This window comes from Armatimonadota bacterium, assembly GCA_017303935.1.
In the GTDB taxonomy this organism is placed as follows: domain Bacteria; phylum Armatimonadota; class Fimbriimonadia; order Fimbriimonadales; family Fimbriimonadaceae; genus JAFLBD01.
Window position 1 is genome coordinate 243,229 of sequence record JAFLBD010000001.1, and the last position, 21,444, is coordinate 264,672.

The window sequence follows — 21,444 nt, forward strand, 5'->3', positions numbered from 1 at the left end:
GGAGCTTAGTTATCCCAGATTCGATATTGGAGATCGAAGATCACTTTCTTCAATTCACGAAGCACGCCATCCACCGTTGAACCCATCGTGGCATCAGTACCCACGACATCCTGCGGTTCAAGCTTGAAAAGCGGATTGCCGCGACCGACTATTTCGCCCGAAGGACGACCTTCTACGTCGTACATGCTGGGAACTTGGTCCAGAAAATCGCTGACCGCTTCGCCAGCTTTGACGGCCCTTGTCGCCGCGCCTTCGCCGGAAAAAGTCACAAACTTTCGTCCGAGAACGACAAGCGTGAAAGTTTTGTCCTCGTTTTCCTGAACAACTGCGCGGAGGCTCGTCGAACTGACGCTTCGCTGGATCGGGATGCTCGCCCCGCGCATCATGCCGAGCACGGCATTGACTCGCTCACGACTTGGCGGGTGAGTTCGGTAGATCCCCCAATCGACTTTGCCTTGGAACCGCTCTTCGAACGCCAGCCGTTCCATGAAGGTGAGCAGACCGTTCACGTTCTGGCCACTCTTTCTCATGTATTGGAAAGCGCCATAGTCTGCCGCCTTTTCTGCCTTGACGCTCCATCCGCTCCCGATGGCCTGGTTGGTCAAATTGCCCGCAATGGCAACGCCCTGACCGGCTTCGGTGCCGGACAACAACGAGATCAAAATCAATGGAAGGGTGACGGCCTGGAGTTTGCTTTGTTCTCGCTGTAAGGTCGCCATGTGGCGGAATGAGGCGTGACTGACTTCGTGCGCCATGACGCCCGCAAGTTCGTAATCGGTCTCTGCGAACTTGACCAACCCTTCATAGAAGTAGATATAGCCACCAGGTAGTGAGAAAGCGTTGACATCGTCTCCCTTCACCACAAAGAACTGGTAGTCGAACGGATTGAGCCGCTTGTCGCCCCAACTCACGTCAACTTTGTTGGCGTTAGCGATCGCGGCAAACTCTGCTCCGATCCTCCGAACCCGGCTGATCATTTGGCTGCTGTCGCTGAATTTAAGTTCCTTTTCGACTTCTGCCGCGACTTCCTTGCCCAATTTCGAATCTTCCTCAAGCTCCCGCTTGTGCTTTTCTTCGGCGGAATTTGGGTTCGGAGTGTCTATGGTCTGGGCGGGTGTCGCCTTCTCGTCGGTAGGTTGTTGCTCTTGGAGCTTGTGAGCAATAGCCCGCACATTTGGAGGCAGATCCTTTATCCACTCGCGCTCGTGGTCAAGGCCGACGGATTCGAGCAGAGTTGGCCCTGACGCGCAGGCACCGGCTATGCCGGAAGACGCGACCGCAAATGCGACACAAATCGACCTAAACTTCATGCTCCTTCTGTTTGACGCTCCAACTGTCATTGAGTTATTCGTTTGGGACCAAAATAGGCTTATCTCGCTCGCGGTCCACGATACACACGATTTTCATCCCAGATTCTCCTGCCCGGAATTGATGGACGACATTCGGCCCCACGTGGATAAAATCCAGAACTTGGACTTGGGTCCATGCACCCTCAATGAGCACTTCACCGCTCCCTTCTAGGATCAGAACGGAATGTTCATGCTCATGGTGCTCATGGCTCGAATATCCACCCGGTGAAAACTCGAACACCCGGGTCTCGTGTTGCGCATTTAGGCTGCTGGCCAAAACGTGCTTGGCGACCCCCTGCCAGGTCCCAGGCTCGTCCTTGTAGACATCCTTCTTGACCCCATTCCACTGTGCGCCATCGAACTTCTTGATCATGCTGGGAACTCCACCATCGCCTTCAAAATCTGGTGCGATTTCATACGCTGGTAAGCCTCGGGCAGTTCGTCGATCGAGATGAAGTCGGAGACAATTTGCTCCGGCTGAAACACCCCTTTTCGCATTGCCTTGAGTGCAAGCGACGTGTCCGCTGGACCGCACGAATACGTGTTGACCAAGCTGATATCTTTGAAATAGGCCGTTTCGGGAAGAAATGGAAAGTCGTCTTGTGGCGGTAGCGGGGCAAACATCACGAGCGTGCCTTCTGGTTCCAAGAGGTCGAATCCAAGCCGCATTGCTTCGCGATTACCAGGGCAGACAAAGACTGCATCAAATTTGCCGTTTACTTCTTCTGGACGGCACGCTTCAAGACCCTCACCGCTCGCCCATTCAATACGATCTGCTGACTGCTCGATCAGTGTGGACTTCGGAAGAGCAAAGCCGTGCATCAGTCCAAGCGCACCCGCGCCGATGATGGCAACGCGTTCGGTCCCGGAGCCGATCAACACGCTTCGCATGACCATCTTCGCCTTTCGTATCCCTTTGAACACACAGGCAAGAGGCTCGATGAGGGCGGCTTGTCGTGGCGAAAGATCGTCGACGAGATGAGTGTCGTTCAGATTGTCTTCTGAAACTGCGAAGAACTCCGCCATCCCGCCAGGATCGAGGCGTGTGGCTTTCCATTGCGGGCAATGCACAAACGCCGCCCGGAGGCATTGATCGCACTTCATGCAGGGTGCGTGATGGTGCGCAAAAACCCTCGACCCAACAGGGAACCGTTCGTCTTGAGATTCCATCACAGTGCCGGAAACCTCGTGCCCGATGACATGATCGTGTTTGCGATCCATGTACCAGCTCATGAGTTCGCCAGAACAAAGTCCGCAGGCCTCGGTCTTCACCAGAAGTCCTTTCGGTGGACAGTTTGGAGTGTCGACCTCAACGATTTGAATCGATCCGCCGGGGATGTACTTCGCGGCCTTCATGGTCTCAGCGCATACTTAACGCCAATCCCCTCGGCAAGATCTTTAAAGACGGCTTCAGCATCGCGCAGATCGCGATCGCCCGTGACTAATCGATCCACTGGGATCGACAGGTCGCAAATCCACTCTTTGGCCTGCTTGACGGCGTTAGTACCGAAGTGGAACGGACTGAGAACGGTGATCTGGTCGTAGTGCAGCCTGCCGGTGTCAAACGAAGCCCGAGTGCCTGTAGGGCAACCCCCAAAGAGCATCAGCTTGCCGCCTCGCTTGCAGAAATCAATGCTTCTTTCCCACACTTCGACCCGGCCAGTGCACTCAATCACGCAGTCGTAACGTTCCGCGGTTGGCTGGACGGAATCTGTCCAATTCAATGTGTTGGCACCAAGCCCCGCCGCTATGGCAAGTCGCTCTTGATTTCGACCGGCAACGGTGACACTGGCAAAGCCTAGGCTCTTGAGGATCGCGGTGAAAAGCAGTCCGATGGCTCCTGGTCCGATGATGAGCACCGTGTTGTTGCTATTGGCTTGAAGCATGTTGAGGCCGTGGGCAACGCAGGCCAGCGGCTCCAACAGGCTCGCTCTGGAAAATGAAACTTCCGCTGGCTTCTTGAAAACGTGTACTTTCGCGATGTGGGCTGGGATCAGAAGGTATTCGGCGTATGAGCCCAAAACCTTGGTTTCCATAATGTGCTCGCAAAGATTTTCGTCCCCATTCCGGCACCACTCGCATGAGCCGCACGGCGCGCTGTGAACGCCCATGACTTCATCACCAGGTTGGAAGGAAGTCACTCCTTCGCCAACAGAAGCCACAACCCCCGAATATTCGTGACCGAAGACGCCAGGTGTCGGAATTTGTGGATGACCACGCAGAAACGCTTTCAGATCGGTGCCGCAGGTGGTCGCAACGACAACGCGGATCAGGATTTCGCCAGGACCTGGTATCGGGATAGGGATTGCCTTTAACGTCAGTGCCCCTGGTTTATCCAGAATGAGCGCTTGCATGGTCCCGACCTCGACTTTGACTTCAGAATAACTCAACGTTTCGCTTCCTGCTATGATTTACGCGAGCGCGGCTCAAAAGAGCGCGTTCTTTATTGAAGCACGATGCCCACTGTCGAAACAACCGTACTCATTGATGCCCCGATCGAAAAGGTCTATGCCATCGCCAAAGATAACCGGAGCTTTCCAGAATTCATGGCTGATGTTCAATCACTCGTCATTGTGGAAGAAGCTCCGCCAAAAGTGGTGAGCGATTGGGTCGGGATCGTCCCTTCGTTTGGTTTGAAGGTCCGATGGCGACAAGAAGACCTGTGGGATGACGCAGCACATCGGTGCGAATTCAAGCAACTGAGCGGTGATTATGACAAGCTCGAAGGAACCTGGGATTTTGCGACAGAAGGGAGCGGCACCAGGTTCAACTCGGTGCTGGAATACGAGTACCGAGTTCCTGGGCTGGGGCCTCTCGTTGCCAAAGTGGTTCACAAAATCGTGATCAACAACATGGAATCGGTGCTCTCGGCGATCAAAAAGCGGGCCGAAGGAGCCTAACTTGTTCACTGGGATTGTCGAAGCCCTTGGGCAAGTGAAGTCATTCAGCGACTTTCGCCTGGTGATTTCGGGTGCTCACTGGAATGATCTCAAGATTGGCGAAAGCATCGCGGTCAATGGTTGTTGTTTGACTTTGGTTGATCAGTCCGAAGGCCTCCGATTCGATTTGAGCGAGGAAACCTTGGGTCGGACCACTTTGGGAGCTCTTTCGGCGGGCGACAGCGTCAACCTTGAGCGCGCGATGAAGCTTGGTGATCGGTTCGGCGGTCATGTGGTTCAAGGGCACGTGGACCAAGTCGGCGAAGTTGTCAGCGTTTCAGAAATTTCTGGATCGACGGTGATTCGCGTTCGGATTTTTGATGGCGGTCAGCGGTATCTCATCGACAAAGGCTCGATCACATTAGACGGAATCAGCTTGACTGTGGTTGAGCCAAGTGGTTCCGAGTTTGATGTACACATCATTCCTCACACTTGGGAAAACACAACTCTCAAAAACTGCAAGCCTGGCCACAAGCTGAATGTGGAATTTGACGTGTTGGCTAAGCACGTCGAGAAGCTACTTGCGAGCAAAAATTAGCCATCATTTGCGGCCCAAACTCAGACAGCCACGATTCTGGATGAAACTGCACAGCTTCGATCGGGAGCGTTTTGTGCCGAATTGCCATGATCTCTCCATCCGAAATTGAAGTTGCGCTTGGTTCAAATTCTTCTGGTACGGCGTCGATCGCCAGTGAGTGATAGCGCACCACGCTCGTTGGAGTCGGCACATTCCGAAAGATTGTGCGGCCATCGTGTTCGATGAGATCGGACTTTCCGTGGACAACTGTTTTCGCATGGCGAACAATTGCGCCGGCTTCGATCGCTAGCACTTGCATCCCAAGACAGACGCCAAAAATTGGGATTTCTAGGTTCGAATCAAGCGCTAGTCGCGCTATTCGGCGGCAATCGCCGGCGTCCGATGGGGCGCCTGGACCAGGGGATAAGATCACCGCGGTATACCGACTCAGATCATAGTCGTTTCCGGCTCGAATAACCTCGACTTGGACTCCGTTTTGCCGGACCAACTGCGCCAAGTTGTAGGTGAAGCTGTCGTGGTTGTCGAGGAGAAGAATCATGTGATATTGCGACTAGGCTAGCAATATTTGATGCCTAACCAGTAAATGTACTTGCTTAAGCCTCGGAGAGGCTATGGAAGAAATTCAGTGCAAGAAGGAAAAATTTGCATGGATTGATTATGTTTAAGGTCGAATTAAATTACCGCAGCGCAGAGGCATGGGATTGGTAGAAAGAAGTCCACGATTTGAAAGTTCTACCGAATCAGGGCGAGTTTTTATCCGTGAATACAGCAGAAAATTGGCTTAAGGTGGAAATGGTCGTACACCAAACGGTTGAAGCTGATTACAGCGCTGTTTTGTACGCAGTAGACGCTGGTATGGCGCTGCAATACCACGGCGACATCGAAAACTTGAATTAGAACAAAAGAGCGCACGCCCGGCTAGTTTCTCCTCCGGGGTGCGCTCAGAATTTGTCTTTAGTAGATCTTGTGCACTGCTGCGTGGTGCACATCTTCGTATGCATCCAGCATCACTTCCGACAAGGTTGGGTGAGCATGGATGGTATCGATCATCACTTCGACTGTCGCTTCTAGCTTGATTGCGACAACGGCTTGAGCAATCAAGTCCGTCACGTATGGGCCGATCATGTGAACGCCCAAAATCTCGCCGTACTTCTTATCGGCGACAATCTTCACGAAGCCATCTTGTTGGTTAATCGCCATCGCCCTGCCTAGCGGTCGGAAGGTGAACTTCCCGATTTCGACTTCGTACCCCTGCTCCTTGGCTTGCGCCTCAGTCATGCCGACGGAAGCGACTTCGGGTTGGGTGTAAATGCAGTTCGGGACAGCTCGGTAGTCGGCCTCTCGATTCGTACCCTTGGCGATGTTATCGATCGCAACGCTGGCTTCGTAACTGGCCGTATGGGCCAGCTGAATGTGCCCGCGAACGTCGCCGATAGCGTAGATGTTTGGCGCGCTCGTTTTCAAAGTTGCGTCGGTTGTGACACCGCCTCGGTGTAGTTCGATACCGACTGCTTCCATGTTCATGTTGTCAGTGAAAGCGCGACGGCCAACAGCGACCAGCACCACTTCCACTTCCACGACCTTGGTTTCGCCACCAGTCTTAACGTAGACCTTCCATCCGCCCTTGGTCTTTTCGAGTTTTTCGACGGCGGATTCCACCATGAACTTCACTCCTTGCTTGGTGAGGAGCTTTTGAAGTTCGGTACCCAATTCATCTTCCATCATTGGGATTGGGCGAGGCATCATTTCAACGACAGTCACGTCAGTGCCGAGGCCGTTGAAAACATAGCTGAATTCGACACCGATCACACCACCGCCGATTATCAGCATGCTCTTTGGCACGTGGGGAGCGGTGACGCCGTCATCGCTGGTCCAGATTCCGTCTTCTCGACCACCTTGGAGTCCTGGGATTGGAGGAACGATGATCTTTGAACCGGACGCGATCACGAAGTTCTTGGCTTTGATAGTGCGTTTTTGACCATCTTTTTCGACTTCGATGGTGTTTTTGTCAACAAACTTTGCAAACCCTTCCACGCTTTCGACGCCCTTCTTTTTGAAGAGCATTCCAATGCCGCCGCGTTGGGTTTGGACAATCTTGTCTCTTCTGGCGCTGAACTTCGCGAAGTCGATAGACACATCGCCGTTGACGACGACACCCATCGCGTCTGCGTGCTTGATGTGCTGGTAGGTCTCGACGCTGGCAATCATCGCCTTGCTAGGGATACATCCCCAGTTCAAACAGGTACCGCCGAGAAATTCCTTTTCAACGCAGATGGTCTTGAGCCCTGACTGCGCGGCCTTGATCGCTGCTACATAACCGCCGGGGCCGCCTCCGATGACGACCACATCTGCATCAAAATTTTCTTGTGCCATGAGTTTTTCAATCGAGCCGTTTTGTGGCTCCGATAGATTCTACGTAGGCCCACAAAAACCTGTCCTAATGGCGTGTGACCCTAGGACGCTCCGCACAAGATGATACCTTCCCGCTGGATTAGTGCCGAACTGGAGGGCCGATTGGCGCCACCACAACACCTGTGCAATTGATCGTGAGCGTTGGGTTCAACGGATCGTTCGTGCTGATCGTAACGGTGCCCGTTTTTCGGCCAGATGTCGAAGTGTTGATATTGATGTTGTGAGTTTGTGCTCCGGCCGCGATATTGTCCGAAAACAGTCCAGCCGGGCCGTAAAAATTGCCGCTCGTATTGAAGGTGTAGCGAAGATCGGCGATCCCGTTTGTCGTCCACAAAGCCGTGTTTCCAGTGTTCTGAATCTGGATTTGCGCTGTGGCCGTGCTGCCCTGCGAGACATAGCCAAAGTCGATGGTTGGACTAAGTAGCTGCGCCGTTGGCGGAACGCGAAGGTCGCAGAAGACAGGCAAGTGGGCGGTTTGGAGGCCAGTGGAATCGATGATCGCCTGTGCAATCGTAGTTCCAACCATTTCGTTGTTGGTGACCGTGATTCCGTAGCTTTTCCAACTGCCGCTTTGGAACTTCCATGAGGTTCCATCGTTGCCCCAGCACCGGTAAGAATGGTTGGGATCATTCCAGGTCGTCGTGCTGTAAGGAATGTTCGGGTTTCCAATGTAGGAAAGTCCATCGTCGTCCACGAGTCCGCTCGACAGAAGGATGAAATCTAGGCGGTCATCCATCCCGACGTTGCCGGCACCACCAGACGTGTCGTATGGGTCTTGAGTCTGCACGTAGCGAAAGGCTTGGTTGCCATTCCATGACCCAGGAGTGTTGATCGGGTCAAAAAACCGACCGACATTGTTGACCTGGTTGCCAATGAGTTCTTGGTAGGCGGCTTGGCTACTGTTTTGCGTATTAAAATCGCCCGCGATAATGATTCCGCCCTGATTGACCAGAGTATTGGCGTCCGCACGAATGCGTTGTGCTTCGGTCAATCTTTTTGCCTGGTCAGCCGAGGTTGAGCCAGCCTTCATGTGAGTGACGTATGCGCTCATGACCGCATGTTGTGTGTTGAATCCGACAGGTCTGAAGTCATAACGGTAGCAGTTACGCGGAGGAATTCCGTTTGTCGCGGTCTGTCCGAGTGAAACAAGGATCGGTCCAGCGACCAGGACAACCTTGGAAGTCCGATAGACAAAGCAACTTTCGGTATCGTCGCCATCCATGAATGGCGCGGCGGCCCAATCTCCGGGACTCCCGGCAGCTGTGTTCAGCATGTTGACAAACTGAGCTAAGGTCGCAGCCGATGTGATCTCCTGGACCATAAATGCATCGGGTGCGAATTGCCGACCCTGGAAGGTGCCGTAGATCGAGGTCCTAAATCCGTTCACACGGGCGAGCGTGGCCGGAGCTGTCAGGCTCGTGATGTTCCAGTTCGATACATTCCACTGCCCAAGGCGAAGTTGAGCATTCGATTGAGCGGCGATGATTCCGCAGGCAATCAGTAAAGATCCACGAAGAACAGGAGCAAAACGCATAACAGTGCCTAATTTTGACATAGACAGTGTCTATAGACAACAAAAAACGTACTAGGGTTTCCATAGAAGTCCCGGTCCTCTTGCGGGGGGAATTTGTGCGCGGGTATCTTCGAGCCTATGACCAGAGAGGAAATTCTCGCGAAAGTTGTCAAGGTCACCGTTGAAGAACTGAGTGCCAAAGAAGAAGAAGTGGTGGAAACCGCCAGCTTCACCGAAGATCTCGGAGCCGATTCACTCGATGTCGTCGAGTTGGTTATGGCGTTCGAAGAAGAATTTGGAATCGATATTCCAGATGATGATGTAGCACAGCTCAAGTCGGTTGGCGACGCTGTTAACTACATCGAAAAGAAGAACTCGTAAGCATGAATCCAGAATATCGACCTTCAGGTCGAGTAGTTGTGACTGGCATTGGGCTAGTCACAGCTCTGGGTACCGGCGTTGAAAAAAGCTGGACCCGGCTCGTAGCTGGCGAAAATCCTGTTGATTTCGTCAAGTCGTTTGACGTCTCCGAGTATTCGACTCGTTTTGCCGCTGAAGTCACCGATTTCGACGCTTCCGAGTGGATGGAGGGGAAGGAAGCTCGCCGGATTGATCCGTTCATCGCCTATGCTGTGAGCGGCGCGGCGCAAGCTCTGAAGGACTCGGGGTTAGTCGTCGACGACTCTAACCGAGAAGATATTGGTGTCTTGATTGGCGCCGGTATCGGAGGTCTCGGTTTTCTCGGCGCCCAGCACCGAAGGTTGGTTGAATCTGGACCAAGCAAAGTCTCACCGTTTCTTGTGCCGTACATGATTCCGGACATGGCCAGTGGCTATGTTTCAATTTTGAACGGCCTCAAAGGACCCATTTCTTGCGTGGTTACGGCCTGCGCAACCGGGGCGAACGCTCTTGGCGATGCAGCAGAAATCATTAGGCGCGGAGATGCCGTGGCGATGGTTGCCGGTGGTGCTGAGGCACCGATTAATGAAATCGGGATGTCGGGGTTCTGCAGCATTCGGGCGATGAGCGGCCGAAACGACGATCCCAAGCGTGCCAGTCGCCCATTCGACAAAGACCGCGATGGTTTTGTCATCGGCGAAGGTGCGGGCGTGATGATCCTTGAAGACTATGACCACGCGGTTGCGCGAGGCGCGAAGATTTACGGCGAGCTCGTCGGATACGGCATGAGCGCTGATGCATACCATATCACTGCAACGTCGCCAGATGGCGACGGTGCGATTCGCTCTATGGCGATGGCAGTACGCAAGGCTGGCATTACTCCCGACAAGGTGGACTACATCAACGCCCACGGGACCAGCACCCCATACAACGATAGCTCGGAAACAAAGGCGATCAAGTCGGTTTTTGGTGATCACGCTCATAAGCTTGCGATCAGTTCGACAAAGTCGATGCTCGGGCATTCACTCGGTGCGACCGGTGCAGTTGAAGCGATTTTCTGCATTCTCGCGATGCGAGATTCGGTGGTTCCGCCAACGATCAACTACGAAACTCCTGATCCTGAATGCGATCTGGACTACGTTCCGAATGTGTGCCGCAAGATGGAAGTCAACTATGCGTTGACCAATTCATTTGGCTTCGGCGGAAAGAACGCATCGCTATTGTTTAAGAAGCTTTAAGTCGTCGACGGAGGCTGATCTTGGCGTTGAATCGCACCCAGCTCGAAGCCCAGATTGCGGAGTACTTGAAACTCCTTTCGGCTTCGCGTTCGCCGAACACGGTCCGTGCGTACCAAAAGGACTTTGCTCAGCTCGCTGAGAGTCTCGGTCCCAGCGGTTTAGATTCCGACGCAATCTCGAAGACACTTCGGGTGTTCGGAACGACGCCTGTCACCCGGGCTCGAAAACTCAGCGCTATTCGTAGTTTGTGTCAATTCCTTATGAAATCCGGCGCGATTTTGGTCGATCCCTCCCTTGGAATTGAGGCGCCGATTCGCCGAAAAACACTCCCGAAAGTACTCAGCCAGTCGCAGATGACCGATCTGTTGGATCAAAATTCCTCCTCGAAATCACCCCTTCGCGATCAAGCTGTCTTGGAATTGATGTACTCGGCGGGATTGCGAGCGAGTGAAGTCGTGGCATTGCGCCTCAATGATCTTGAGTTAGACAAAGGGATGGCGAGGGTGCTCGGTAAAGGGAGCAAAGAGAGGCTGGTGCTGTTTGGCGAGGCGTGCCGAAACGCGATCACGGAGTACATTCGATCAGAACGCACCGCCGGCAAGGTTCAAAATCCCAATCCGACGCTCTTTACTGGCCCGACGGGGAAGCCAATGACAACGCGGACGGTGCAGAACATCGTCAAGAGATGGTGCATTTCGGCGGGGTTGCCTCCAGAGTCATCGCCGCACACATTGCGACACTCGTTTGCGACGCATCTTTTGGATGGTGGCGCCGGGTTAAAAACGGTGCAGCAGTTGCTCGGTCATGAATCACTGGCGACTACGCAGATTTACACTCATATCAGCATCGAACGGCTCAAAGACGTGGTTCAATCCGCACATCCCAAATCAAAACCCAAAAGGTAACATTTGGCGACTTTGTTTCCGGATTTAGAGTGCGATATTTTGATCGTCGGTGGCGGCACAGGAGCTTGCGCTGCAGCAATGGCGGCCACTGACATGGGCTTTCGAGTGATCATGACGGAGGAGACTATTTGGCTTGGCGGACAGCTCACAAGCCAAGCTGTTCCTCCAGACGAACACCCATGGATCGAAACTCATGGTTGCACCCGGCGATATCGCAAGTTCCGAAATGATGTTAGGGCGTACTATCGGCAGTTCCATCCCCTAACCACTTCGGCAAGACGGTGGGAAAATCTAAATCCTGGGAACGGATGGGTCAGTCGAACTTGCTTGGAGCCAAGAGTGGCGGTAGCAGTCTTGGATCAAATGCTGGCAAACGCGATTGGTACAGGTCAATTGCAAATCTTTTACGAGACGGTGCCGACTTCTGCTACGACTGGTGCGGACCGAGTAGATTCGGTCACGGTTCTTCACAAGAAGGAGGGCGCAACTCGAACCATTCGTGCCAAGTTCGTTTTGGATGCAACCGAACTAGGCGACTTGTTGCCGATGACTGGTACTGAGTATCGAGTCGGCTCGGAATCCAGATCGGAATTTGGCGAATTGCACGCACTGGAAGAAGCCAATCCGGACGATATTCAAGGATTCACCTGGTGCATGGCGGTCGGGTTCAAGCCTGGTAGCAACAACGTCATCGAGAAGCCGGCTCAGTATGAGTTTTGGCGCAATTATTCTCCGGCGATCACCCCTCCTTGGCCAGGCAAGCTCTTCAGTTGGGATGTCGTCGATGCGATCTCAATGGAGCGGCGAACATTCAGCCTTTTCGGTGATTGGGGGCTGTTCACGTACCGCCGGATCGTCGATGGCTCGCTCTTGGAGACGGAAAACCCGGTTGACGACGTTTCCATCATCAACTGGGTTCAAAACGATCACTTTTTCAAGGTGATTGACCAACCTGAAGAAATGGTTGACGAGACCTATGAAAATGCGAAGCAACAGAGCCTTTCGCTGCTCTATTGGCTTCAGACCGAAGCGGAGCGCCATGACGGTGGCTTTGGTTATCCCGAGTTGTATCTTTGCCCATCTGCGGTCGGCACGGCGACTGGACTCGCGATGGCACCCTATCACCGTGAGTCGAGACGTATCCGTGCCCAGAAAACGGTGACTGAGGCGCATATTGGCGTGGAAATGCGTGGTGAACTGGGTGGGCCAGAGAAGTTCACAGACTCCGTCGGTGTCGGTGCATACCGGATCGATCTACATCCGAGCGCGGGCGGGCGAAATTCCGTTGATTTGGCGGCGTATCCATTCCAGATTCCGCTCGGAAGCCTCGTGCCAGAGCGCATAAAAAACCTCCTGCCTGCTTGCAAGAACATCGGGGTGACGCACATCACCAACGGCTGCTATCGGTTGCATCCTGTAGAGTGGAATATCGGAGAGTCGTCGGCGCTACTCGCTGGATTTTGTATCAAGAATCAGTTGACTCCTCAGGAGGTCACTGCGAGCGATGAACTCGTCAAAGAATTCCAGAGGCTTTGCGTGGCTCAGGGCATCGAACTCGACTGGCCGACCATTCGGCCGCTCTGAACAAAGACGGCCCCACTCCAAGGAGTGGGGCCGTCTGGGTTTTAGCAGAGTGTCTTAGCTGCCTGCTTCGCCGAAGTGTGCGACCACCCAGTCAAAGTCGCTAGATCCGACTTCGCCATCGTAGTCCACGTCTTCTGGAAGGTTGACATCAGAGTTACCAAACGCGGCGGTGATTGCGTCAAAGTCGCCTGCGCCGATTTCATCGTCGTTGTCGACGTCGCCAGTGATACAGGTGAATTCAAGATTGAACACGCCTACATCAGCAAGGTCAACGCCGTTGATTCGCTTGGAGAGCCATCCTTGTGGCTTGACCCTAATATCGTACAAGCCGACGCCCGACGTAGCAGGTACCGCGGTAAAGAACCGCATGTCATCCAGAGTGGTGTTGATCGTCTCGACCGGAGCAGTACCGCTTGGAGCATAGAGCTCGACTGCGACTGGCGTGCCGGTTGTCGATCGAACGAAGTTGATGTCGTTCATGATCACTCGGGACAGAATCGTTCGAGGACTCTTCAGGTTATCGCCACGCATGAAGTCGAGATAGAGATCCGAATTTGCGAATGGAGTACCTGCAACGCCGCCGTATGTTGGGAAGCTACCTGTCGTTCCGCCGCGCAACATCTGAATATCGAACTCGTTGCAGCTAAAGAATGCAGCTGCTGTTCCTGGGATGGTGACTTCAATCGGAATCGATGCTCCATCAGCAACTGGCGCGCCGTTGATCCAGGCTCGGACCTTTCGGGTTGACCATTCGTAAGTGACGATTCCCCAGTTCCAGTCATATGGGTTGAACGGAGTGTTCGCGCCGGTTTGGCTGATGTTTGGAAAAGCTGTGTTGCCACCGTGTCGAACGGTGCAGACGCCATTCTCGTTGAAGCCGAGACGTGCGAGTGGTACGTTAGAACTTGCACTTGTTGCTGACGAAGTACCCCAGAGGGCGATTTCCCAGGCAACCTTTCCACTTGGTGAAGCAGCTTGAGTGAGCTTCATTCGGGTCTGCAGAACGAAGGTTCCTTCGTTTGAACCGAAGATTCCAGGAATCGTGTCGGTGAACTTTGCAAAACCAGAAAATGCGTTGCCACTAGTGAAGAGCGACGAGTTGAATCGCACGGATTGCGAACCGTTGTAAACGTTGTTTGCGCTTTGCACGGTGTATCCGCCGCCGCCAGACCATGGGCCTTGGCCGGTAACGCCATTGTAAAGTACGCCAGGAACGTATGTTGGTGGCTCAAAATCCATGTTGTAAGGCACGGGGCCAACTTGAGCATTGGCTACCACTCCTGCGGCAACCGTTGCCAGCAGTGAAAGTAAACGGCACTGTTTCATAGCAATCTGTATTATAAGGGAGAATTCTCCGTGGAGTGCGACCGAATTTTGATTCAGTCGCAATTCTGTGGGGATTCTCCCGGGCTCCAAACCTGAACCAGCGCAATTTTCATGCCAAACATCGCCAAAAACCTAGAAAAAATACGGGAATCAATCCGACAAGCGGAGACTCGTGCTGGTCGCGTTCAAGGCTCAGTTCAGCTTATCGCGGTGACAAAAGGCGTGACTGCCAATCAGATTCTAGAGGCATACAATCAAGGTCAGCGTGACTTCGGCGAAAGTCGATTGCAAGAGGCGATCCCCAAAATCGAGATTCTCCCGAAAGACATCCGCTGGCATTTCATCGGCGATTTACAGAGCAACAAAGTCAAACGAATTGCAGACTTGTTTTCAGTAATCCACTCACTCGACCGATTGTCTCAGATTCCGCCGCTCCAGAAAATCGAAGGATCAATTGATGCCCTGATCGAGGTGAATATCGGAAATGAGATACAAAAATCGGGAATTTCGCCCGATGCGCTTGACGAATTCGTTGAAAGTGTCTTAAAATGCAAGCACGTAAGGTTACGAGGTCTTATGACTATCGGACCTGTGCACCAAAACCCGGAGTTGGCGCGTCCGTACTTTCAGCAGCTGAAGAAGCTCGCAGATCGGTTCGGACCTGACGCTTGGTTGAGCATGGGGATGAGCAGTGACTTTGAAGTGGCGATCCAGGAAGGATCTACCCATGTCAGAGTCGGGTCAGCGATCTTCAAGGCCTGAGAGTTGGTAAGCCACTTACCGCTCACGGATGAGGACTAATACGATCATGGAAGAAATGGAACTTCAAGAGAAGCCTGGCTTATTTTCGCGTGTCAAGAACATGTTTAGTCGAGAAGAAGACTACATGGAAGACGACGTCTACGACGAAGCGACCCCAACCAACAAGAACACCACTTTTCGCGTGCACACCCGCGGTCAGTATTCGATTACAGTCCGACGGTCTGTCCAATCCTTCCAAGATGCTGTTTCAGCTGCTGACGGCCTTAAGCGTGGCGAGCAACAGATTCTCAACTTGAGCAGCTGCGATGATTCTTTGCGCGACAAGATCAAGGACTTCATGTGCGGCGTGAACTATGCGCATGAAGGAAGCTGGGAAGAACTCGGCGAGAATGTCTATCTGCTCGCTCCTGCCCACGCCGCAGTGGAAGTTGCTCCTGCAACTCCAAAGATGCAAGCGCAACGAAACTAAAGTTTATTTACCCACTCCTGCACCAGGTTCTGAGCCGCTTCGATTATCGGGGCGGCTCGCCTGTTTATTTGGGCACCTAGCGGCTAAACTGGAACCTTGGTCCAACGTATTTGCATCAATCTCAACATGAAGTTTTGGCTCATCTGCTTTTCCTTGATGCTGGCCTGCTTAGGCTTAGCTCAGGATCCACCTGTTTCGGTGGCTTCGGCGGTCCAAGACCCGACCGTGAAAGTGAGCCTCAGCCAAACTTCTGCACGGCCAAATGAGACGGTCAAAGGCGTGGCGAAGGTTAGCTTTGCTCCTGGGCTCCACGCGTATCAGAACCCTCAGAAGGACCAAACCATAATTCCGATCACCCTGGAAGCGACAGGTGCTGAGTTAGCGAAAATTGAGTACCCCGTCGGAACCGAGAAGTCGATTGGCGGACTGCCCGACAAGTACGCGGTTCACGATGGCGAGATTGAAATCCCGTTCACGTTGGTTGCCCCAGAAAAAGCCGGACCGCACGAAATCAAATTCTCATTTGGTTTCCAGCAATGCGACGAAGACAATTGCTACCCACCCGGCACCGTTGAACAAACTCTGAAGCTGGAAGTCGCAGGGGAACCGGTCGCCAAAGGAGCAATCGAAACTCCTACTACCACTGAACCTACTGGCGCAAAGCAGACCACTCCAGAACCGAAGCAAGACGGCCTAGGTGGCATGATCAAGTCGGCGATCTCAAAGGGAGAATGGCCACTCGCGGTGGGCGTTTTGCTCCTCATCGGGTTGTTGATCAACCTGACTCCATGCGTATACCCGCTGATTCCGATCACGATTAGTTTCTTCACGAATCAAGCCAAAGACCAATCCACCACGCGGCTCGCCTTAGGATTCAACTACATGCTGGGAATTGCGCTCAGCTACGGCATGGTGGGCGGAATCGCGGCGGCGACTGGAGGACTTTTTGGCCAGCTCTTTACCTACGCTTGGTTCAACGTTCTGATGGGACTGCTCTTTATCGGCATGGCGCTCTCGATGTTCGACTTGTATCAAATCGGACTGCCACCGGTGGTGCAGAGCCAGCTCAAGGGTCGAAGTGGGGCCGTCGGCGCGCTGATCATGGGGCTGTTTGTTGGTATCGGTGCGGCGCCTTGCGCAGGTCCAGTGATCGTCGCGCTGTTTACAGAAGTCGCGAAGCTCAATAGTCCGGTTCTGTCGATCGCTTCGTTTACCCTGGTGGGATTTGGAATCGGAATTCCATACTTTATCCTTGCTCAGATCGGAAGCGTGAAAGCGTTGCCCAAAGCAGGCGGATGGATGAAAACGCTCAAGGCGATGATGGGCCTTGCTGTGATCTATTTTGGAATCGAATACATCCTAAAGGCGTTTCCTTCGTTCGCCACTCCAGCAAACACAAAGGTGATCTATGCGGCGTTCTTCTTAGCATCTGCCGCTTTCTTGGTGGTGTGGGACAAGGCCAGTACAGATGTTCGAACCTGGCGGTTGAAGTCGGCTGGAATTTTAGCCTGTGGCTTGTTAGCCGGCATGCAGTTCGCTTCCGCGCCAGCTTATGAAGCGGAATGGACCAAGTTCACTGACGAGTCGTTCGCAGCAGCGAAAGCGAGCGGGAAGCCGATCATGATCGACGCCACGGCAAACTGGTGCGCGGAATGTAAGGTGATTGAGGCGAAGGTCTTTTCGACACACGAATTCGGCAAAGTCACCGAAGGCGTACAGCTTTTGAAAATTGATCTCAGTACCGGAGTGGACAAATCGTACGAAGAGAAAGTCCGTAAGCAATTCAACATTGCCGGACTTCCGACAATCATTTTCGTCAAACCTGGCGGTGAAATCTCGCAGGTCGTCAACGGCTTAGAATCTGTAAAGGAAGTCGAAGAAGCCATCGCAAAGGCAAAGGAATCGAATTGAACACATTCAAAGTTTCGGATTTTGAAGTTGGCGCCGAGCGTCTGACCGTGATCGCTGGCCCTTGCCTTGCCGAATCACTTGAGTTGTGTCAGCAGGTCGCCGGAACGATGCGACAACTCTGCGACGACCTTGGGTTCAACTATGTCTTCAAGGCTTCATTTGACAAAGCCAATCGAACGAGCGCGGGCTCGAACCGCGGGGCAGGAATTGACGCTGGCCTTGTAATCCTGAGCAAGATCAAAACTCAATTTGGGTTGCCAGCCACAACGGACATTCACTTGCCCGAGCAAGCGGCACCAGTCGCTGAAGTCTGCGACATCCTACAGATTCCGGCGTTTCTCTGTCGCCAGAGCGATTTGCTGGAGGCTGCGGCGGTCACGGGTGTGCCGGTGAACGTAAAGAAGGGGCAATTCCTCGCGCCGTGGGACACCAAGAACATTGTTGAAAAGCTCCAATCGTTCGGCGCGAAAGGAGCGATGCTCACCGAACGGGGAACCACCTTTGGCTACAACACTTTGATCGTCGATATGCCAGGGCTTGAAACGATGCGGTCGTATGGAGTTCCTGTCTGCTTCGATGCGACGCATAGCGCTCAGCGCCCAGGAGGTGCTGGTACAGCCACTGGCGGCGTGAGAGAATCGATTCCAGCCATGACTCGCGCAGCGATCGCGGTCGGCATCGACGCATTGTTCATCGAAGTCCATCCGGATCCGGCGAATGCGCAGAGCGACGCGGCGACCCAATGGCCCCTCGATCGGGCTAGAGAGTTGTTGCTGCAAGTGAAGAGATTTCGAGAAGCTTAGTCTTTTGCGACTACCTTCTCAGGTATCTCGACCTTCATGCCTGGCTTGATGCCCAGCTTTTTCAGCAGTCGTGCCTTAAACTCGATGGCGTACATCGCCTTACCATTGCTCGGAACACCGGTCTCGTCGTGAGCGATCATCGTGTGGATGCTAATGATCGTGTGCTTTGGCGAGACGTAGGCGATGTCGAGGTCAACCAAGGTGTTTTGCATCCAGAAGCTTCGTTCGTCAGCTTCTGGGAAGACAAAGATCATAGAATCCTTTTCGGTGAAATCCTGCGCTTCGAGGAACATCATTCCCTCCATCCGCTTTTCGTTGGTGTCCATCACCCAGCAGTTGAATTCGTTTTTGCCGATCTTGATCTTCACTTGTTCCAACTCATCTTGCTGGAAGAGTCGGCGAGGATTCGTGCGGTGCTTCGGAGGCTTGTTGGCCTCAGTGTTCGTTGGAGGCGTGGTTTGTCCGGCAGGCTCGGCTTTCGCAGTCGTAGGCAATGGCTCAGACGGTTTCAAGGTCTGAGTGGTGCCGGTGGACCCGCATGCAGAAAGCACAACAGCACTTAGCGCGGCGATGCTCAAAAGGCCGATACCGAATCGATTCATGTTCATAGTCTACACCGATGGTTTGGGTACGTAAGCATTAGACGCTTTTTCGTAAGCGTCGATATCATCTTTATGGCGAAGCGTCAGGCCGATCAAATCCAGACCTTCGATGAGCTGAATTTTGGTTGCAGGTGCAATTTCAAAATGATAGGATTTGCCCATACAATTCACGGTTTGCGCTGGAAGATCAATCGTGCATTCGGTGCCTTGTGGGTGCGAAGCGAGCTCGGAATGATCAGCTTCATCAAGTTCGATCAGCGCAAGTCCGCAGTTGGCAGCGTTGCCTCGAAAGATGTCGCTGTATCCAGGAGTCTCTGCGGTCTTCTTTGCGATGACGACATGAAAACCGGCTTGCTGGATGGCCCAAACAGCGTGCTCGCGGCTACTGCCGCATCCGAAGTTCGTCCCAGCGACGAGAATTGTCGCGCCTTTTGCTTCTGGCTGGTCGAGCGGAAAATCGGCTCCGCGCACGTCTTTGAACGCCAATTCACCGTAGCCAGTCTTGGTGACCATGGTCAAAAATCGAGCGGGAATAATCCGGTCTGTATCGACATGATCTTGGTTTAGAACCGCAATTCTTCCAGTGTGAGTGGTCAATCCGCTCATAGTTGCGTCCATTATGATGGACTTTTGAGGATTGAAACGGGTACCTTGCTAACTTCTACGAGATTCCTCGTAGCATTGGAGTTCGTGCGTCCCTAATCACGATTAGGGCAAGTTGCATCGCGCAGGGGCTCAAACCATCTGCCAGGCGGGCTCACCATTCTCCTGCGCCGCCAATTGCAACAACTAAATAGACTCTTAATGCAAACCACTATAGATACGAAGAATTTTCACGCCCTCGGCGTGTCCAAACGACTGTGCGAGCTCTTGAAGCGGAACAACATCGTCACCCCGACACCGATCCAGGAAGAATCGATTCCGATTGGAATTGAAGGACACGATCTCATCGGACTGGCACAAACCGGTACCGGAAAGACGTTAGCCTTTGGATTGCCGCTGGCCAGCAACTTGAATCCAGGCGAAGTCGCGTTGGTTCTTGCTCCAACGCGGGAATTGGCCCACCAGATCGAAGAGACTTTGCGCTCGCTGCACCTGATTTGTGTTCTGCTGATTGGCGGTGCACCGATGCCCGGGCAGATCCACAAGCTGCGACGCCCGCATCAAGTAATCATCGCAACTCCCGGCCGACTCGAAGACCATCTTTCGCAGCGAACCATGAAGTTGGACCGCGTCAAGATTGTCGTTTTGGACGAAGCCGACCGGATGCTTGACATGGGATTTGCCCCGAGTATCCAGCGCATTCTCGCTGCTTGTCCAAAAGACCGACAAACGATGCTCTTCAGCGCAACCATGCCGAATGAAATTGTTTCGCTCGCGGATAGCTACCTGAACAATCCTCACCGTGTGGAAGTCGCCCAGGCTGGAACAGCGAGCGAATTGGTTTCACAGTCGGCAGTGTTTTTGCAGCACCACGACAAGCTGGACATGTTGACCGATATCTTGAGCGAAACTCGAGGACCCGTTTTGGTGTTCGCCCGAACCCGATTTGGCGCGCAGAAGCTCAACAAGCACCTCAACATTTGCGGCTTCAAGTCTGCTGAAATCCACTCCGATCGAAGCTTGAATCAGCGCCGCGAAGCGCTTGCAGGATTTAAGCGCGGCTACTATCAAATTTTGGTCGCGACGGACATCGCCGCTCGCGGTATCGATGTTAAGGAAATCGAGCTCGTCCTCAATTTTGATATGCCGGACAATCCGGACGACTATGTGCACCGAATCGGCCGAACTGGTCGTGCAGGAGCTGAAGGTCACAGCATTCTGTTCGTGATTCCTGACCAAATGCGCACGCTTCGAGAAATCGAAAAATTGATCCGGCAAGGAATCCCGGTTTCCCCGCTCAGCAAGATCGAAGTGCCAGAGCATCTCGGCGCTGGTGGAAAGCGCGGCGGCCGCGGTCGAAACGTTAACCGAGAGAACAGCAGACCCAAGCGACAAGTGCGGTCCAGCAAGCCAGATCGGTTTGCACGTCCTGATTCACGAGATACAGCTGAGTCAACCTTCGAACGACCGAAATTTGAGCGACCACAATCAGATCGCCCGCAGTTTGAACGTCCGCAGTTTGAGCGATCGGAGCGAACCAATCGCCCTGAGCGCGCCGAGCGACCTCGGGAAGATTTTCGACCCGCGCGTGCAGAACGCCCATCGCGAGATGAGCGACCATTTCGCGGAGATCGACAAGATCGAAACGCTCGCCCAGAACGCAAAGTTTGGAATGACCGAAAGCCTAGCGGGCCGGCGCAAGATCGCGGCGAGCAACGCGAATACCGACCTTCGTGGGACTCAAAGCCCAGCCAGCGACCTTCCGCCCCAGCATCCAGCTTTGGCAAGAAGAAATTTTCGAGCCGGATTCAGGCGATCGGCGAGGCGCAGCTGAGAGAAGCCAGTACAAGCCGTTGGCATTCCAACGATAGCGGCCAACGTCCAGATGGTCAAAAGCGGTCTTATGGTCGCCCTGCTGGCAAGCCTTCGGTGAAGTCTTATAACAAGAATTCGAGTAAATCGTTCGGCAAGAGCTTCGGCAAACCCAAGAAGCGCAACGCACGCTGAATATTCTCGCAATTCGAGTACAATTGTCCGGCGCAGAGTTCTCTAGGAAGTGAATTCTGCGCGTGGCAACGTTGCCCGAACTAG

Annotated in this window: 22 protein-coding genes; 12 read left to right on the forward strand and 10 right to left on the reverse strand. The window is 53.4% G+C overall.

What is annotated here, in order from left to right:
• Positions 1-5: 5 nt before the first annotated feature.
• Genes J0L72_01125 through J0L72_01140 form a run of 4 tightly spaced genes read right to left on the reverse strand, consistent with a single transcriptional unit; the run spans position 6 to position 3,739 of the window.
• Complete coding sequence (locus J0L72_01125) at positions 6-1,310, reverse strand: M48 family metalloprotease (GenBank protein MBN8689372.1); 1,305 nt, start codon at positions 1,308-1,310, stop codon at positions 6-8.
• A 34-nt stretch (positions 1,311-1,344) separates the two neighbouring features.
• Positions 1,345-1,722, reverse strand: a complete 378-nt coding sequence (locus J0L72_01130; GenBank protein ID MBN8689373.1) for a cupin domain-containing protein — start codon at positions 1,720-1,722, stop codon at positions 1,345-1,347.
• Positions 1,719-2,705, reverse strand: coding sequence for an alcohol dehydrogenase catalytic domain-containing protein (locus J0L72_01135; protein MBN8689374.1), 987 nt, complete (start codon positions 2,703-2,705; stop codon positions 1,719-1,721). The genes J0L72_01130 and J0L72_01135 overlap by 4 nt, the downstream gene beginning before the upstream one ends.
• A complete protein-coding gene (locus J0L72_01140) occupies positions 2,702-3,739 on the reverse strand; it encodes an alcohol dehydrogenase catalytic domain-containing protein (protein ID MBN8689375.1) in 1,038 nt (345 codons plus the stop codon). Before J0L72_01140 ends, J0L72_01135 begins: the two co-directional genes overlap by 4 nt.
• 66 nt (positions 3,740-3,805) lie before the next feature.
• Between J0L72_01140 and J0L72_01145 the strand changes: the two genes are divergently transcribed.
• Both J0L72_01145 and J0L72_01150 read left to right on the forward strand, forming a co-directional pair.
• Complete coding sequence (locus J0L72_01145) at positions 3,806-4,249, forward strand: SRPBCC family protein (GenBank protein ID MBN8689376.1); 444 nt, start codon at positions 3,806-3,808, stop codon at positions 4,247-4,249.
• Between the two features lies 1 nt (position 4,250).
• A complete protein-coding gene (locus J0L72_01150) occupies positions 4,251-4,826 on the forward strand; it encodes a riboflavin synthase (GenBank protein MBN8689377.1) in 576 nt (191 codons plus the stop codon).
• Here J0L72_01150 and J0L72_01155 read toward each other — a convergent pair.
• Entirely contained in the window at positions 4,789-5,364 is a 576-nt protein-coding gene (locus tag J0L72_01155; GenBank protein ID MBN8689378.1) for an aminodeoxychorismate/anthranilate synthase component II, read from the reverse strand. The genes J0L72_01150 and J0L72_01155 overlap by 38 nt on opposite strands.
• 221 nt (positions 5,365-5,585) lie before the next feature.
• On the opposite strand from J0L72_01155, the gene J0L72_01160 reads away from it, so the two are divergent.
• Positions 5,586-5,723, forward strand: a complete 138-nt coding sequence (locus J0L72_01160) for a hypothetical protein (protein ID MBN8689379.1) — start codon at positions 5,586-5,588, stop codon at positions 5,721-5,723.
• A gap of 57 nt (positions 5,724-5,780) precedes the next feature.
• Here J0L72_01160 and lpdA read toward each other — a convergent pair whose 3' ends face one another.
• Both lpdA and J0L72_01170 read right to left on the reverse strand, forming a co-directional pair.
• The gene (gene lpdA, locus J0L72_01165) at positions 5,781-7,199 is read right to left on the reverse strand and encodes a dihydrolipoyl dehydrogenase (GenBank protein MBN8689380.1); all 1,419 of its coding nucleotides are present in this window, start codon (positions 7,197-7,199) and stop codon (positions 5,781-5,783) included.
• A gap of 118 nt (positions 7,200-7,317) precedes the next feature.
• On the reverse strand, positions 7,318-8,793 hold the full coding sequence (locus tag J0L72_01170) for a hypothetical protein (GenBank protein MBN8689381.1): 1,476 nt from the start codon (positions 8,791-8,793) through the stop codon (positions 7,318-7,320).
• Between the two features lie 96 nt (positions 8,794-8,889).
• Here J0L72_01170 and J0L72_01175 point away from each other — a divergent pair, with 96 nt between their 5' ends.
• From J0L72_01175 to J0L72_01190, 4 genes are read left to right on the forward strand one after another with little or no spacing between them, the layout of a single operon-like run.
• Positions 8,890-9,132 (forward strand): acyl carrier protein, encoded by a 243-nt coding sequence (locus J0L72_01175; GenBank protein ID MBN8689382.1) that lies wholly within the window; start codon positions 8,890-8,892, stop codon positions 9,130-9,132.
• A gap of 2 nt (positions 9,133-9,134) precedes the next feature.
• Positions 9,135-10,388 (forward strand): beta-ketoacyl-ACP synthase II, encoded by a 1,254-nt coding sequence (fabF, locus tag J0L72_01180; GenBank protein MBN8689383.1) that lies wholly within the window; start codon positions 9,135-9,137, stop codon positions 10,386-10,388.
• 20 nt (positions 10,389-10,408) lie between these two features.
• Positions 10,409-11,293: a tyrosine recombinase XerC gene (locus J0L72_01185; GenBank protein MBN8689384.1), complete on the forward strand. Its 885-nt coding sequence runs from the start codon at positions 10,409-10,411 to the stop codon at positions 11,291-11,293.
• Positions 11,294-11,305: 12 nt separating this feature from the next.
• Positions 11,306-12,877 carry an FAD-dependent oxidoreductase gene (locus J0L72_01190; protein ID MBN8689385.1) on the forward strand — a complete coding sequence of 524 codons (1,572 nt, stop codon included), beginning with the start codon at positions 11,306-11,308 and terminating at the stop codon, positions 12,875-12,877.
• A 54-nt stretch (positions 12,878-12,931) separates the two neighbouring features.
• Here the strand turns inward: J0L72_01190 and J0L72_01195 are convergent, their stop codons facing one another.
• Positions 12,932-14,203, reverse strand: coding sequence for a hypothetical protein (locus J0L72_01195; GenBank protein ID MBN8689386.1), 1,272 nt, complete (start codon positions 14,201-14,203; stop codon positions 12,932-12,934).
• A gap of 111 nt (positions 14,204-14,314) precedes the next feature.
• On the opposite strand from J0L72_01195, the gene J0L72_01200 reads away from it, so the two are divergent.
• The 4 genes from J0L72_01200 (at position 14,315) to kdsA (ending at position 18,148) form a co-directional block, all read left to right on the forward strand.
• Positions 14,315-14,965: a YggS family pyridoxal phosphate-dependent enzyme gene (locus J0L72_01200; GenBank protein MBN8689387.1), complete on the forward strand. Its 651-nt coding sequence runs from the start codon at positions 14,315-14,317 to the stop codon at positions 14,963-14,965.
• Between the two features lie 28 nt (positions 14,966-14,993).
• Positions 14,994-15,434: a cell division protein SepF gene (locus J0L72_01205; protein ID MBN8689388.1), complete on the forward strand. Its 441-nt coding sequence runs from the start codon at positions 14,994-14,996 to the stop codon at positions 15,432-15,434.
• Between the two features lie 126 nt (positions 15,435-15,560).
• Positions 15,561-17,345 (forward strand): thioredoxin family protein, encoded by a 1,785-nt coding sequence (locus tag J0L72_01210; GenBank protein ID MBN8689389.1) that lies wholly within the window; start codon positions 15,561-15,563, stop codon positions 17,343-17,345.
• A complete protein-coding gene (gene kdsA / locus J0L72_01215) occupies positions 17,342-18,148 on the forward strand; it encodes a 3-deoxy-8-phosphooctulonate synthase (GenBank protein MBN8689390.1) in 807 nt (268 codons plus the stop codon). Before J0L72_01210 ends, kdsA begins: the two co-directional genes overlap by 4 nt.
• Here kdsA and J0L72_01220 read toward each other — a convergent pair.
• Together J0L72_01220 and leuD are read right to left on the reverse strand one after the other, a co-directional pair.
• The gene (locus tag J0L72_01220) at positions 18,145-18,750 is read right to left on the reverse strand and encodes a DUF192 domain-containing protein (GenBank protein ID MBN8689391.1); all 606 of its coding nucleotides are present in this window, start codon (positions 18,748-18,750) and stop codon (positions 18,145-18,147) included. The genes kdsA and J0L72_01220 overlap by 4 nt on opposite strands.
• Positions 18,751-18,759: 9 nt before the next feature.
• Positions 18,760-19,356 (reverse strand): 3-isopropylmalate dehydratase small subunit, encoded by a 597-nt coding sequence (leuD, locus tag J0L72_01225; GenBank protein ID MBN8689392.1) that lies wholly within the window; start codon positions 19,354-19,356, stop codon positions 18,760-18,762.
• 198 nt (positions 19,357-19,554) lie between these two features.
• On the opposite strand from leuD, the gene J0L72_01230 reads away from it, so the two are divergent.
• A complete protein-coding gene (locus J0L72_01230) occupies positions 19,555-21,360 on the forward strand; it encodes a DEAD/DEAH box helicase (protein MBN8689393.1) in 1,806 nt (601 codons plus the stop codon).
• Positions 21,361-21,444: the final 84 nt, after the last annotated feature.